Genomic DNA, 14,133 nt, shown 5'->3' with positions numbered 1-14,133 from the left:
TGGCGCCATGAATTCGGGCAGGTCATCGACTCTCACCAAACGCACGCGATCGCCTGCGGATACCGCGGCGTTGGCGCAGGTACTTGGCCCGGCGCTGGAGCCGGGGGACTGCCTGTTGCTTGTCGGCCCGATCGGCAGTGGCAAGACCCATTTCACGCGGCACCTGATCCAGAACCTGATGACCGAGATTGAGGATGTGCCCTCGCCCACCTACACGCTGGTCCAATGCTATGAGACCCACCGGGGCGAGCTGTGGCATGCGGACCTCTACCGTTTGACCAGCACCAGTGAAATCGAAGAACTGGGGCTGATCGACGCGATCGAGACCGCGATCTGCCTGATCGAATGGCCCGACCGAATGGCCAACCTGATGCCAGAGGGCGCTCTGCAAATCACTTTCGACACTGACCCCGATCAGGCCGAGACGCGCGATCTGACGTTCGACTGGACCGATCCGAAATGGCAAACCCGGCTGGGCGGTCTCGCATGAGCGATCGTGACACGATGCGCGCCACCTTTCTGCACCAACAGGGCTTGCAGGTTGCGCAGGTGGTGCCGCTGGCCGGGGATGCCTCGAACCGTCGCTACTTCAGGGTGACAGTCCCAGCATCGGGCAACAGGCTGATCCTGATGGATGCGCCGCCGGAAAACGGTGAAGACGTCAGACCATTCCAGACCATCGCGGCGCATCTGCGCCGAATCGGGCTGAGCGCGCCCGAGATCCACGCCGCGGACCCCAAGGTCGGCTTTCTGCTGCTCGAAGATCTGGGTGACGACCTATTCGCCCACCTGATCGCGCGCGACGCAAGCATCGAACCCGAACTTTATCGGGCGGCAGCGGATGTCTTGATTTCGCTACGCGACGTAGCCGCTCCACCCGTGGCAAAACCCGATGCCTCCACGCTGGCGGAAATGACCGCAATCGCGTTCCAGAAATATGCCGCGCCCATCACCGGGCACTACCAGATACCGGACAGCGCAGAATTCCTGGCCCGTTTCCACGACATCCTTGCCCGCACGCTCAATGGCCCTGCCATTCTGACACTGCGCGACTACCACGCGGAAAATCTGATCTGGCTGCCCGACCGCCGCGGCCCCGCCCGCGTTGGCCTGCTGGACTTTCAGGACGCGTTTCTGTGCCATCCCGCCTATGATCTCGTGTCGCTTCTGCAGGATGCACGGCGCGACGTGTCTCCCGAGACCGAGGCCGAAACGCTCCGCTACTACATCGCGCAAACCGGCGCCGACGCCGGTGCATTCACCGCCGCCTATGCGGTATTGGGCGCCCAGCGCAACCTGCGCATTCTGGGCGTGTTCGGGCGGCTTTGCCGGGACTATGGCAAGCCGCATTACGTCGACCTGATCCCACGGGTCTGGGCCCACCTGATGCGTGATCTTCAGCACACCGAACTGCGGCCCGTGGCAGCCTTGCTTCGCAACGGCCTGCCCGACCCCACGCCAAAAAACCTGTCGAGGCTCCGGCACACATGACCAATATCCTGCTGTTCGCCGCCGGTTTCGGCACACGGATGGGCGCCCTGACGCAAGATCGCCCCAAGCCGTTAATCCCGGTCGCGGGCCGCGCGCTGATCGACCACACGCTGGATCTGGCCCGCGCCATTCAACCCGGCCTGATCGCCGCCAATCTGCACTACAAGGCCGACATACTGGCTGCGCATCTGGAACCCCAAGGTGTCGCACTGAACATCGAAGAGCCGGATATCCTCGAAACCGGAGGCGGGTTGCGCGCGGCGCTGCCGCTGCTGGGACCTGAACCGGTTGTCACGATGAATACCGACGCGATCTGGTCCGGTCCCAACCCGGTTGCGCAATTGCTCGATGCCTGGGACCCTGACCGGATGGACGCTCTGCTCATGTGCGTGCCTGTCCAACAGGCGCTGGGACATACCGGACAGGGGGATTTCACCCGAGACGAGGATGGCCGGATCACCCGCGGCAGCGGCCTGATCTATGGCGGCGTACAGCTCCTCAAGACCGACCGGTTGGCCGGGATCGACGAGCATGCCTTTTCGCTCAACCGGCTCTGGGACCTGATGCTGGCCGATCACCGCCTGTTTGCGCTGTGCCATCCCGGCAACTGGTGTGACGTGGGCACGCCCGAGGGCATAACGCTGGCCGAAACGCTGCTCGCCGATGTTTGAAACGCAAGACCGCCCGCGTATCTTTGCCGTCCCGCCCGGCGCGGATTTCCCCAAAGCGCTCGTCGAAGGCCTGCGCGCACGATCGGCAACGCACTCACCCGAGGCGCTGGCACGCTGCGATCTGGTGGTGAACACACGCCGCATGGCGCGGCGGGTGCGAGCGCTTTATGACGCCGGGCCACCCTGCCTGCTGCCCCGATTGTCGCTGGTCACCGGATATGCCGATGCGGCCTGCAGCCAGCCCCTGCCCCCGGCTCTGCCCGCTTTACGGCGGCGCCTGGAACTGACCCAACTGATCGGCAACCTGTTGGAGAGGCAGCCCGATCTTGCCCCGCGTGCCTCGCTCTTTGATCTGTCCGACAGCCTGGCTGCGCTGCTGGACGAAATGCAGGGCGAAGGTGTGGCGCCCGAGGCGATCCGAGCGCTGGATGTCAGCGACCTCTCGGGCCATTGGGCGCGCGCGCAGCGCTTTATCGGCATCGCGGAACAGTTCCTTCAGGACACCGACAGCGCGCTGGATCAGCAGGCACGACAGCGACAGATGGTCGAGCGCCTGATTGCCGAATGGCACAGCGACCCGCCGGGACATCCGGTCCTGCTGGCTGGCTCCACCGGGTCGCGCGGCACGACGATGTTGCTGATGAAGGAGGTTGCGCAGCTGCCGCAAGGGGCGCTGATTCTGCCGGGGTTCGATTTCGATCAGCCCAGCCATGTCTGGGACAGGCTCGACGATGCGCTTTCAGCCGAGGATCACCCGCAATACCGCTTTGCGAAGCTGCTGCACGATCTTGGCCTGACACCTGCAGACGTGCAGCCCTGGACCGGCGGGCTCACGCCCTGCCCACCCAGAAATCGACTGGTGTCTCTTGCCCTGCGCCCTGCCCCGGTCACCGACGCTTGGATGAGCGAAGGCCCCGCGCTGACCGATCTGGCGCACGCGACCGGCGACCTGACGCTGCTCGAAGCGCCCTCACCCCGGTCCGAGGCGCTTGCCATTGCGCTGCGGCTGCGCGAGGCCGCCGAGACCGGGCAAAAAGCCGCGCTGATCACGCCCGACCGGATGTTGACCCGTCAGGTCAGCGCAGCACTTGACCAGTGGAACATCCTGCCCGATGACAGCGCCGGTCTGCCGTTGCAACTGTCACCACCGGGCCGGTTCCTGCGCCATGTGGCAGGTCTGTTCACCAAGCGGCTGGACAGTGAGGTGCTGCTGACGCTACTGAAACATCCGCTTTGCCACGACGGGGCCGAGCGGGGCGCGCATCTGCTCAACACTCGCGAGCTTGAACTGGATCTGCGGCGTAACGGGCCGCCCTTCCCCGAAGGTCCCAGCCTTGCCGGGTTTGCCGAACGCAAAAAGATTTCTGTCGATTGGGTGGGCTGGATCACCCGCCATTTCTGCGACCAGCTTGTCCGGGACCGCCTGCCGCTCAGCACCTGGGTGCAGCGTCTGCGCCATTTGGCCGAGGGGATCTCGGCCGGGCACACGGGCGCCGAGGGCAGCCTGTGGGACAAGAACGCCGGTCAGAAGGCGCGGTCGCTGATGGACGAACTGGAGCGTGAGGCGGCGCATGGCGGCGATCTGTCCTCCCGCGATTTCACCGATCTGCTTGGCGCGCTGCTGGCGAACGAAGAGGTGCGCGACCGCGACGCGCCAAATGAAAACATCATGATCTGGGGCACGCTTGAGGCGCGGGTTCAGGGGGCTGACCTGCTTATTTTGGGCGGGTTGAACGATGGCAGCTGGCCCGAGGCGCCCAGCCCTGACCCCTGGCTGAACCGGCAGATGCGCCATCGGGCAGGCCTGCTGCTGCCGGAACGGCGGATCGGGCTGTCGGCGCATGATTTCCAGCAGGCCATTGCCGCGCCCGAGGTCTGGCTGACCCGCGCGACCCGCTCGGACGATGCCGAAACCGTGCCCTCGCGCTGGCTGAACCGTCTGACCAACCTGTTGCGCGGCCTGCCAGCGCAGGGCGGCGATCAGGCGCTGGCAGACATGCGCGCGCGGGGTACGATCTGGCTTCAACGCGCCGATCTGCTTGAGGCCGCGCCCGCGATCCCTCCTGCCCCGCGCCCCTCGCCACGCCCGCCGGTTGCGGTCAGGCCCCGGCAGCTGTCGGTGACCGAAATCAAGCACCTGATCCGTGACCCCTACGCGATCTATGCCAAACATGTCCTGCGGTTGCGCCCGCTTGATCCGCTGGTGCAAGCGCCTGACGCTTTGCTGCGCGGGATCGTCATTCACGAGATCCTCGAAACTTTCATCAAGGACAGTCTGCTCGACGGTGCGATCCTGCATCGCGATGCCTTCCTGAAGCGCGCTTTGGCCTTGTTAGAGGCACATGTGCCCTGGCCAACTGCACGCAAGCTTTGGCTGGCCAGGCTGGCCCGCATAGCCGATGCCTTCCTCGCGGCCGAGGTCGAACGCCGCAGCGATGGCGGGCCGATCGCCTTTGAGGCTCGCATAAGAAAGCGCCTCGACCCGCTTGATTTCACGCTTGTGGGCCGGGCCGACCGGATCGACCAGAACCGGCGCGGTGCGCTGTGCATCTATGACTACAAAACCGGCACACCGCCCAGCGAGAAACAGCAGGCCCGCTTCGACAAACAACTGCTGATCGAGGCGGCGCTGGCCGAAGAAGGCGGGTTCGAAAGCATCGATCCGATGCCGGTAACGCGCGCGGTCTTCATCGGAATGGGCGGCAGCTATACCGAGGTGCCCGCCCCGCTGGACAGCGAACCACCCGAACGAGTCTGGGCCGAAATGCGGCAGTTGATCGCGGCCTATTTCCAGCCCGAGCAGGGCTTTACCGCACGCCGGATGCTGCATCGGGACACCGATCGGGGCGACTATGACCACCTCGCCCGCTTTGGAGAGTGGGACCGCACCGCAACCCCCTGCCCCGAGGACCTGACATGAGCGCTCGCAACGATGCGACCGAACGGCAGGTTCAGGCCGCAAGGCCCGATGCCTCGACCTGGCTGGCGGCCAATGCCGGGTCCGGCAAGACGCGGGTGCTGACCGACCGGGTGGCGAGGCTGCTGCTCAGCAATGTGGAACCGCAGCACATCCTCTGCCTGACCTACACCAAGGCCGCCGCGAGCGAGATGCAGAACCGGCTATTCAAGCGGCTTGGCGAGTGGGCGATGCTGGACGATGCGGACCTGCTGGCGCAACTGACCGATCTGGGGCCGGATGGCGCGGTCGATACCGCCCGGCTGGCCCATGCCCGCACCCTTTTTGCGCGTGCAATCGAAACGCCCGGCGGACTCAAGATTCAAACGATCCATTCCTTTTGTTCCGCCCTGCTGCGCCGGTTCCCTCTGGAGGCCGGGGTCAGCCCGCAATTCTCTGAAATGGAGGATCGCGCCGCAACGTTGCTGCGCGCGGATATCGTCGAGGATTTCGCCGATGGCGAACAGGCCGCGCTGGTCGAGGACATTGCGCAATTCGTGACCGACACGGATTTCGATTCGCTGACACAAGCCATCGCGCAAAACCGGATCGGATTTCAGTCATCGCTCGACTGGGCAGCGCTTCTGGCCCTCTTGGACCTGCCGCAGGGCTTTGACGAGCAGGCATTGACCGGGTCGGTCTTTCTGGGAGGTGAGGCGGAATTGATCCGTTCGATCCGTCCCATCCTGACCGAAAGCGGTGGCAACAACGCCAAGGCTGCGGCCAAGCTCGGGGCCTTCGCCGAGGCCACGTTGGCGCAGCTGCCCGTTCTGGAAAGCGTCTTCCTCACGGGTGCCTCGGCCAAAGAGCCGTTCAGCGCCAAGATCGGCAGTTTTCCCACCAAGGTGGTGCGCGAGGGACCAATGGCCGCACTGATGCCGCAGCTTGAGGCGCTGATGCGGCGGGTCGAGGATGCGCGCGAACGTCGACTCGCTCTGGCCGCCGCCCGCAAATCGCTGGCACTGCATCGGTTCGCAGCTGCGTTTCTACTCGAATACGAGAGCCGCAAGCTATTGCGCGGCTGGCTCGATTTCGACGATCTGATCTTCAAGGCGCGAGCGCTGCTGAACGACCCCGCTGTCGCTGCCTGGGTGCTATTTCGTCTGGACGGTGGCATTGATCACATCCTCGTGGACGAAGCGCAGGATACCAGCCCGACGCAATGGGACGTGATCGAGAAACTGGCGCAGGAGTTCACCGCTGGAGAGGGCGCGCGCCCGGATGTGGAGCGCACCATTTTCGTTGTCGGTGACAAGAAACAGTCGATCTATTCTTTCCAGGGTGCCGACCCCGACGCTTTTGACAGGATGCAGGCGCAGTTCGGGCAACAGCTGCGGGATTCAGGCTCTAATCTACAGGATTTGACGCTTGAGTACTCGTTCCGCTCTTCCCCGGCGATCCTGAAACTGGTTGATCTTGTCTTTGAAGATCGGGCCGAGGCCGGGTTTCGCAAGGATGCGCAGCACCGTGCCTTCAAAGGTGATCTGCCGGGCCGGGTCGACCTTTGGCCGGTGGTCGAGAAGGTCGAGGAAGACGAGGATCGCGACTGGACCGACCCGGTGGATCGGCCCGGCGCGCGCCACCATACAGTGGTTCTGGCCGAACAGATCGCGCATCAAATCAAGGCAATGATTGACAGCAACGTTACCATCCCCGAGGACGGTGACAAACCCGGTACATTCGTGCGTCGTAAGGTGCGGCCCGGTGACTTTCTGATCCTCGTGCAGCGCCGTTCGGACCTGTTCGCCGAGATCATCCGCGCCTGCAAAAATGCCGAACTGGCCATCGCAGGCGCCGACCGGCTGAAAGTGGGCGCTGAGCTTGCGGTCAAGGACCTGGCGGCTCTGCTGAGCTTTCTTGCAACGCCCGAAGACAGCCTGTCGCTTGCCACCGTGCTGCGCTCGCCGCTTTTCGGCTGGAGCGAGCAGCAACTGTTCGATCTGGCGCATCGGCGTGAGGAGGTGTTCCTGTGGCAAGCGCTGAGGGGCAGGGGCGAAGCGTTTCCCCAAACCCTCGCCATGCTTAGCGATCTGATGGCGCAGACCGATTTCCTGCGCCCGTATGATCTGATCGAACGGATCCTGACCCGCCATGACGGGCGGTGCAAACTGCTGGGTCGGCTGGGGGCCGAGGCCGAGGACGGCATCAACGCCCTGCTGTCGCAGGCGCTGGCCTATGAACGCAGCGACGTGCCCAGCCTGACCGGATTTCTGGTCTGGATGCAGACCGATGATCTGGAAATCAAACGCCAGATGAGCGGCGTGGGCGACATGATTCGGGTGATGACGGTGCATGGTGCCAAAGGCCTGGAGGCCCCGATCGTCGTCCTGCCCGATACCGGAGTGCGCCGTGCGCCCGCCGATGCCGAGGTGATGCGGGCAGGGGATACGCCGGTCTGGCGGGTGTCGAAAGATGTCTCCCCCGCAGTGATCGCGAGGGCGCGGGCAGAGGCGCGGGAAAAGCAGATTAACGAACGTCTGCGGTTGCTCTATGTGGCTCTAACACGAGCGGAAAAGTGGTTGATCGTCGCCGCGGCGGGGGACTTAAGCAAGACGGGTGATAGTTGGTACCAGATGGTGCAGGCCGCTATGGGACCGGCGGGAGCAAGCCTGCTGCCGGATGGACAAACCCTGCGCCTGGAACATGGCGATTGGGACGGGCTGCCGCTGGTCGAGGAAAGCGCGACCGCAGCACCAACCGCCGACCTGCCCGATCTGTTCCTGCGCAACCCGCCCGAACCAGTGCCGCACCCCAAATCGCTCAGCCCGTCCGATCTGGGCGGCGCCAAGGCGCTGCCGGGGGATCAGGGCCAGGATGAAAACGCGGCAAAGCGTCATGGGACGGCGGTGCATCTGTTGCTGGAACACATGCCGCGATGTGATTCCTCCGATTGGCCTGCGCGCAGCGAAACCTTGCTGGCCGATCATGACAAGGCAGAGAGGGATCTGGCGCTGAAAGAAGCAAGCGCGGTACTGCGCAATCCTGCGCTGGCCGCCATCTTTGCCCCCGAGACGCTGTCAGAGGTCACCGTGACCGCTCCGATGGACGGCCATCGTATTCACGGCATCATCGACCGTCTGATCATAACGCCGGATTACGTTCAGGCCATTGATTTCAAATCGAATGCCACGGTCCCTGACTCGCCCGAGACCTGCCCCGAAGGCCTGTTGCGCCAGATGGGTGCCTATGTCAGGGCCTTGGCTCAGGTCTATCCCGACCGGCGGATCAAGGCGGCAATCCTGTGGACCAGAACCGGCATCCTGATGCCTCTGCCACACGATCTTGTGACGGCTGCAGTAAGCCGCACCCAGATATCTTGACGTTGCATAGAAGGCTACATAGGTTCACTGCCCAAGCCCACCCCATTCAGGAGACATCGTAATGTCCACCGTAGCCGTCACCGACGCCACTTTCGACGCAGAGGTCAAGAACTCCGACATTCCCGTCGTTGTGGATTTCTGGGCCGAATGGTGTGGCCCGTGTAAACAGATCGGCCCCGCTCTGGAAGAGCTGGCCAGCGAGTATCAAGGCAAGATCAAAGTTGCCAAGGTCGATGTCGACAGCAACCCGAACGCCGCCGCTGCCATGGGCGTGCGCGGTATTCCGGCGCTGTTCATCTTCAAGGATGGGCAGGTGGTATCGAACCGCGCCGGCGCAGCCCCCAAGGCAGCGCTGCAAAGCTGGATCGACGATTCGATCTGAGCCGACCCAGCCCGGACCGAACAAAGGCGCCCCGACCGGGCGCCTTTTTGGTTGCGCCCGGCAAGCGGCTGGGCACACTGCACGGATCGAGGAGATACATCATGGCAAAGACACGGGTTCTGGTAGAGTTCGGCATGGGCACATCGCTCAGGCGTGCGGATTATACCGAGGCGGCGGCGCGCGCGCTCAGGGACGCACTCTGGCGTAACTCGATGAATATGGCCGAGCTGTTCGGCTTTCCCAAAGACGCCATGATCGTCGAGGCCGAGATTGGCGTGCAGCAGCCCGATCAGGTGGACACGGACGCGCTCAAGACCGTGTTTCCCTATGGGCAGGTGCAGATCGGCGTGACGCAGGGCGGGTTGGATATCGACAAACCGGATGGCCGGGGCCGCACCGTCATGGCCAACGCCGCAATATCGGTCTTTTTCGACATGGAACCGGAGCAAGGGGAGCCCGCACAATGAGCATGAAGCGCATCATTTTGGAAATGGGCTTTGGCACCAACCTGCATGGCATGGACTACACGAAAGCGGCCCGGCGCGCGGTTCAGAATGCGCTGCACCGGTCCTCGGTCACGGTGATGTCGTCGCTTGGACTGGAGCACACCGAGATGCGGGTTCAAGTGACCATCGGCGTGCAGCAGCCCGATCTGGTCGATTGCGGTCTGGTTGCCGCCGACCTGCCGCGCGGCAAGGCACTGTCGGTTCGGGCGGTCAAGGGCGGCCTGGATGTCGATGATCTGCCGACGGGCGACCGGCATATCATGGCAACCGCCGCGATCGAGGCGTTTCTGCCCGATCAGCAGGGGGCCTATCGGCTCACCAAATGAAAAAGCCGCCCGGTAACCGAGCGGCTGGTTTTCTGTAGCAGTCCTGAGATCCGGTTCAGATCAGAGCGATCTGCTCACGGGTCAGACCGATATCGTCCAGCTGAGCGTCGCTCAGAGCCGACAGTTCCTTGCGGGTCTGACGGGCTTCGTTCCAGTCCGCGACCGAACGGAGGGCCGAACCGAACGCGTCTACGATGCGGTGGATGGTGATTGCGCCCAGCGGCGCGTGTGCTTGTACAGAGGCATTTGCCATTGCGCTGTTCCTTTGATGTGAGTTTTCCGATCTCGTCGGTATGAGGCTCATGTAAGCCCGCCAGATGAGTCTCACAATTGCTCGTTCGACAGCCCCGAATTGCGCGCTGTGCATAACAAACAGGCAACGTCAAAACCCGCCCCACCGCCCGCATGGAGACGAGGCCCCTTGTGCGCCCGCACCGCCCGATCCATATAGACCACGATCAGATGGAGGCATTCATGGCGGACAGCGACTTTCCCGGTTGGCACGGCACGACGATCATCGGCGTCAAGAAAGACGGTAAAGTGGTCATTGCCGGGGACGGGCAAGTCTCGCTAGGGCAAACCGTCATCAAGGGCACCGCACGCAAGGTGCGCAGACTCAGCCCGGGCGGGTTCGACATGGTGGCCGGATTTGCCGGATCAACGGCGGATGCCTTTACCCTGCTTGAACGGCTTGAAGCCAAGCTGGAGGCGACACCGGGTCAGTTGGCACGCGCCAGCGTCGAACTCGCCAAGGACTGGCGCACCGACAAGTATCTGCAAAAGCTCGAGGCAATGCTGATCGTTACCGACGGGACCGACATGTTCGTGATAACCGGAGCAGGCGACGTTCTGGAGCCTGAGCATAACGTGGCTGCAATCGGGTCGGGTGGAAACTTTGCCCTTGCTGCCGCGCGTGGGCTGATAGACAGCGACCGCAATGCCGAAGAAGTGGCGCGCGCCGCCATGGCCATTGCCGCCGATATCTGCGTCTACACCAATGGCAACCTGACCGTGGAATCGATCGGGGGCTGAGTGTGTGCCCCAGCCCCCCGGGCCCCGTGCGTGAGTGGTGGTGCCCGTGCTTCGACTTCCGGGGGAAGCGCGAAGACTGACAGGGATATGATGAGGGCAGGGCTGCATTTGTAGCCCCGATCACGACGCGCTGATCGGGCGTGTGCCGGAATGTGGGCGGTTATTTCAGAAGTGCCCGCAGCTCCTTGCTGCGCCAACCGCGATAGGTGCCGATCAGGCCAAGGACCGCCGATACGAACACGATGTAGAAGGGCAGCCGGATATCGACGCTCATCAGCCCGCCGCCAATCAGCGACATGACCCCGCCCGCAAGGCAGAACACCGCCGTGGTCACCCCCATGACCCACCCCTGATCGCCTTCGGCAACGCTTGAAGAGAACAGGCCAAGCAAGGTGGGGTAGGCTACGCCAAAGAAGAAATAGAACAGAAAGACAGGCACATAGCTGAGCGCGCCGCTGGGGCTGAAGGCAAAGGCCAGCGTGCAGACCATCATCGTGGTCAGGGATGCCCGCAGGATCGTGTGTTTGGTAAATCTCTCCTGCGCAGGTTTGACCAGAAAGGTGCTGGAAAAGGCCAGTGCGACACCAATGGTCACCATCAGGATGCTGGCCCCGACAACGCCGTAGCCAAAGGCGCTGGTCTGAAAATTCTCGGCAAACACGTAGAATGTGACATTGGCGATCATGAAAAACGCGTAGACCGGCAGCAGTTTCAGAACCAACGGATGATCCTTCACCGCGATCAGGCTGTCGGTGATGTCGGCAGGGCGGAAGACGAAGGGTGACCGCTCGATCCTCAGGTCCTTGAAGAAGAACAGCACCAAGAAGATCGCGATTAGAACCAGCAGGAAGGCCCCGTAAAACGGCGTCTTGAACGATGCCGCCCCGAACAGCGGCAGGTTCGACAGGGCGGCCCCGATCAACGGCCCGCCCACCAGACCAAAGCTGATACCGGTGACGATATAGCCCATGTTGCGGTCGCGGTCAGCGGCATCGGTGCTGCCGTCAATCATCGCCGCCTGTGCAATCGGCTGGTTGCCGGCGGTAAACCCGGTGATGCTGCGCCCCAGGATCAACAGCAAGAGGCTGTCGAGATAAAGCGACGCAATGGTCAGCGCATAGCCCACCAACGCACCACAAAGACAGATCAGCAGCGCGTTCTTCCGCCCGATCGCGTCCGAGACTTTGGACACATAGACGACGCCCAGAAACCACGCGAGAAAGAAACACCCGATCACCAGCCCGTAGTAGAAATGCCTCCGCCCGTCCGACGTTGCCTCGGGCAGAAACCCGGTTTCGGGTTTCATTATCAAAGTGTCGATGATCGGAAAGACCAGCCCCTGACCAATCAGATCGACAAAGACAACAAAGAGCAGGGTGATCTTGGCAATTTTTGTCATGACGGGCCCCGCACGCTGTGGTCTTACGCGGCCAGCCTAGCAAATGTCTGGAATATTTCCATATTTTCCGGGCCACGGCCCGGAGGCATGAAGAAGGGGCCGAATCGTCGCCCGGCCCCCAGTATGGCGAAATCTCAGTTGATCTTGGCCACGCCCAGCGGCACACCGGCCACCTCGCACCAGATATAGACCTCGTCATAGGCCGAGACATCCCAAGTCGCGGGCACCGCATATTGTTGCTTGCCCGTCAGGTTCAGCAGGGCGCCCAGTTTTGTGTCGGGGTCATAGCTGCCGCCCTTGCCAAATGCGACACGCGGATCAGGGCCGCCATCCAGCGAGAAATCCTCGCCAAGTTCGACGATGTACCGGTCCCCATCCTTGAAGACCCGGACCGATCCCGAGGTCTCGTGGTTGGAGCGGCCTTCGAAACTGCCCTTGGCGCCGCCGGCGATGGCCGAGCCCGCAGTGGCAAGCGTCAAAAGCGCGCCGGTGGCGGCAGCGGTGGCGAACAGTGAGCGGCGGGTCATCATGATGGGGGTCCTTCCGGTTGAGGCGTTGGCAGAATTGCCTTGCCGCAATCTGTGCACAGGCCGAGCAAATAAAACCATCCTTCACAAACCCCTGAAAACGCGTGTTCATTCCGTGTGAGTCCGTGAGATTGCCGTGATCTGCTTGCGTTTTCCCGCGCCATGCTTAGGTTCCCAGCGAAACAGAGAGACCGAGAGATCATGACCGACCTGACGCCCCGCGAGATCGTATCCGAGTTGGACCGCTTCATCATCGGCCAGCGGGACGCCAAGCGCGCGGTTGCCGTCGCGCTGCGCAACCGTTGGCGGCGCAAGCAACTGAGTGACGATTTGCGCGATGAGGTCTATCCCAAGAACATCCTGATGATCGGCCCCACCGGTGTCGGCAAGACCGAGATCAGCCGACGTCTGGCCAAATTGGCCCGCGCGCCCTTCATCAAGGTCGAGGCGACGAAATTCACCGAGGTGGGGTATGTCGGCCGCGATGTCGAACAGATCGTCCGCGATCTGGTCGATGCAGCAATCATCCAGACTCGCGACTACATGCGCGAAGACGTCAAATCCCGCGCCCATGCTGCCGCCGAGGAACGCGTGGTCGAGGCCATCGCAGGCTCGGATGCCCGCGAGTCGACGCGCGAGATGTTCCGTAAAAAGCTGAAGTCGGGTGAGTTGGACAATACCGAGATCGAGCTGGAACTGTCAGACACATCCAACCCGATGTCGATGATGGAAATCCCCGGCCAGCCCGGTGCCAATATGGGCATGATGAATCTGGGCGACATGTTTGGCAAAGCCTTTGGTGGGCGCACCGTGAAACGGCGGATAACTGTTGCGGAAAGCTATGAAGTGCTGATCGGCGAAGAGGCCGACAAGCTGCTGGACGATGAAATCGTCAACCGCACCGCGATGGAGGCGGTCGAACAGAATGGCATCGTCTTTCTGGACGAGATCGACAAGGTCTGTGCTCGCACCGAAGCGCGCGGCGGCGATGTCAGCCGCGAAGGGGTACAGCGCGACCTGCTGCCACTGATCGAGGGCACCACCGTCAGCACCAAACATGGGGCCGTGAAGACCGACCATATCCTGTTCATTGCCTCAGGCGCGTTCCACATCGCCAAACCCTCGGACCTGCTGCCTGAATTGCAGGGCCGCCTGCCGATCCGGGTCGAGCTCAGGGCGCTGACCGAAGAAGACTTCGTACGCATCCTGACCGAAACCGACAATGCGCTGACCCGGCAATACACTGCGCTGATGGGTACCGAAGAGGTGACCGTGAGCTTCACCGATGACGGTATCGCTGCTCTGGCCAAGATCGCGGCGGACGTGAACCAGAGCGTCGAAAATATCGGGGCGCGCAGGCTTTACACCGTGATGGAACGGGTGTTCGAAGAGCTGTCTTTCACTGCGCCCGACCGATCCGGTGACGCGGTCACCGTCGATGCCCGGTTTGTCGAGGCAAATCTGGGTGAATTGACGAAATCAGCCGATGTCAGTCGCTACGTTCTCTAGACCTCGGCGTGGAA

13 protein-coding genes are annotated in these 14,133 nt (G+C 62.7%); 10 read left to right on the top strand and 3 right to left on the bottom strand.

The genetic code is table 11. The annotated features are described in order from the left end of the window. Window positions 1-7 precede the first annotated feature (7 nt). The 8 genes from tsaE (at window position 8) to AB1E33_RS24310 (ending at window position 9,652) form a co-directional block, all read left to right on the top strand. Window positions 8-490: a tRNA (adenosine(37)-N6)-threonylcarbamoyltransferase complex ATPase subunit type 1 TsaE gene (gene tsaE, locus AB1E33_RS24345; protein ID WP_372579837.1), complete on the top strand. Its 483-nt coding sequence runs from the start codon at window positions 8-10 to the stop codon at window positions 488-490. Further along, window positions 487-1,491, top strand: a complete 1,005-nt coding sequence (locus AB1E33_RS24340) for an aminoglycoside phosphotransferase family protein (protein WP_372579836.1) — start codon at window positions 487-489, stop codon at window positions 1,489-1,491. The genes tsaE and AB1E33_RS24340 overlap by 4 nt, the downstream gene beginning before the upstream one ends. After that, the gene (locus tag AB1E33_RS24335) at window positions 1,488-2,162 is read left to right on the top strand and encodes a nucleotidyltransferase family protein (protein WP_372579835.1); all 675 of its coding nucleotides are present in this window, start codon (window positions 1,488-1,490) and stop codon (window positions 2,160-2,162) included. The genes AB1E33_RS24340 and AB1E33_RS24335 overlap by 4 nt, the downstream gene beginning before the upstream one ends. Then, entirely contained in the window at window positions 2,155-5,082 is a 2,928-nt protein-coding gene (gene addB, locus AB1E33_RS24330; protein WP_372579834.1) for a double-strand break repair protein AddB, read from the top strand. The genes AB1E33_RS24335 and addB overlap by 8 nt, the downstream gene beginning before the upstream one ends. Beyond that, a complete protein-coding gene (gene addA / locus AB1E33_RS24325) occupies window positions 5,079-8,438 on the top strand; it encodes a double-strand break repair helicase AddA (RefSeq protein WP_372579833.1) in 3,360 nt (1,119 codons plus the stop codon). The genes addB and addA overlap by 4 nt, the downstream gene beginning before the upstream one ends. Window positions 8,439-8,499: 61 nt before the next feature. After that, window positions 8,500-8,820 (top strand): thioredoxin, encoded by a 321-nt coding sequence (trxA, locus tag AB1E33_RS24320; RefSeq protein ID WP_249708743.1) that lies wholly within the window; start codon window positions 8,500-8,502, stop codon window positions 8,818-8,820. Between the two features lie 101 nt (window positions 8,821-8,921). Then, a complete protein-coding gene (locus tag AB1E33_RS24315) occupies window positions 8,922-9,287 on the top strand; it encodes a Lin0512 family protein (RefSeq protein ID WP_372579832.1) in 366 nt (121 codons plus the stop codon). After that, the gene (locus tag AB1E33_RS24310; RefSeq protein WP_372579831.1) at window positions 9,284-9,652 is read left to right on the top strand and encodes a Lin0512 family protein; all 369 of its coding nucleotides are present in this window, start codon (window positions 9,284-9,286) and stop codon (window positions 9,650-9,652) included. Before AB1E33_RS24315 ends, AB1E33_RS24310 begins: the two co-directional genes overlap by 4 nt. Window positions 9,653-9,707: 55 nt before the next feature. Here AB1E33_RS24310 and AB1E33_RS24305 read toward each other — a convergent pair whose 3' ends face one another. Continuing rightward, complete coding sequence (locus AB1E33_RS24305; RefSeq protein WP_372579830.1) at window positions 9,708-9,905, bottom strand: DUF1127 domain-containing protein; 198 nt, start codon at window positions 9,903-9,905, stop codon at window positions 9,708-9,710. Window positions 9,906-10,126: 221 nt separating this feature from the next. On the opposite strand from AB1E33_RS24305, the gene hslV reads away from it, so the two are divergent. Continuing rightward, window positions 10,127-10,684, top strand: coding sequence for an ATP-dependent protease subunit HslV (hslV, locus tag AB1E33_RS24300; protein ID WP_372579829.1), 558 nt, complete (start codon window positions 10,127-10,129; stop codon window positions 10,682-10,684). A 160-nt stretch (window positions 10,685-10,844) separates the two neighbouring features. Here hslV and AB1E33_RS24295 read toward each other — a convergent pair whose 3' ends face one another. Beyond that, the gene (locus tag AB1E33_RS24295) at window positions 10,845-12,083 is read right to left on the bottom strand and encodes an MFS transporter (RefSeq protein WP_372579828.1); all 1,239 of its coding nucleotides are present in this window, start codon (window positions 12,081-12,083) and stop codon (window positions 10,845-10,847) included. Between the two features lie 134 nt (window positions 12,084-12,217). Beyond that, complete coding sequence (locus AB1E33_RS24290; protein WP_372579827.1) at window positions 12,218-12,613, bottom strand: DM13 domain-containing protein; 396 nt, start codon at window positions 12,611-12,613, stop codon at window positions 12,218-12,220. Between the two features lie 198 nt (window positions 12,614-12,811). Here AB1E33_RS24290 and hslU point away from each other — a divergent pair, with 198 nt between their 5' ends. After that, window positions 12,812-14,119 carry an ATP-dependent protease ATPase subunit HslU gene (gene hslU / locus AB1E33_RS24285; protein WP_372579826.1) on the top strand — a complete coding sequence of 436 codons (1,308 nt, stop codon included), beginning with the start codon at window positions 12,812-12,814 and terminating at the stop codon, window positions 14,117-14,119. Window positions 14,120-14,133 lie beyond the last annotated feature (14 nt).

The organism is Ruegeria hyattellae (assembly GCF_041537925.1).
GTDB lineage: Bacteria > Pseudomonadota > Alphaproteobacteria > Rhodobacterales > Rhodobacteraceae > Ruegeria_C.
The sequence above is the reverse complement of the archived record's forward strand: the minus strand, read 5'-3'. Positions and strand labels throughout refer to the sequence as shown.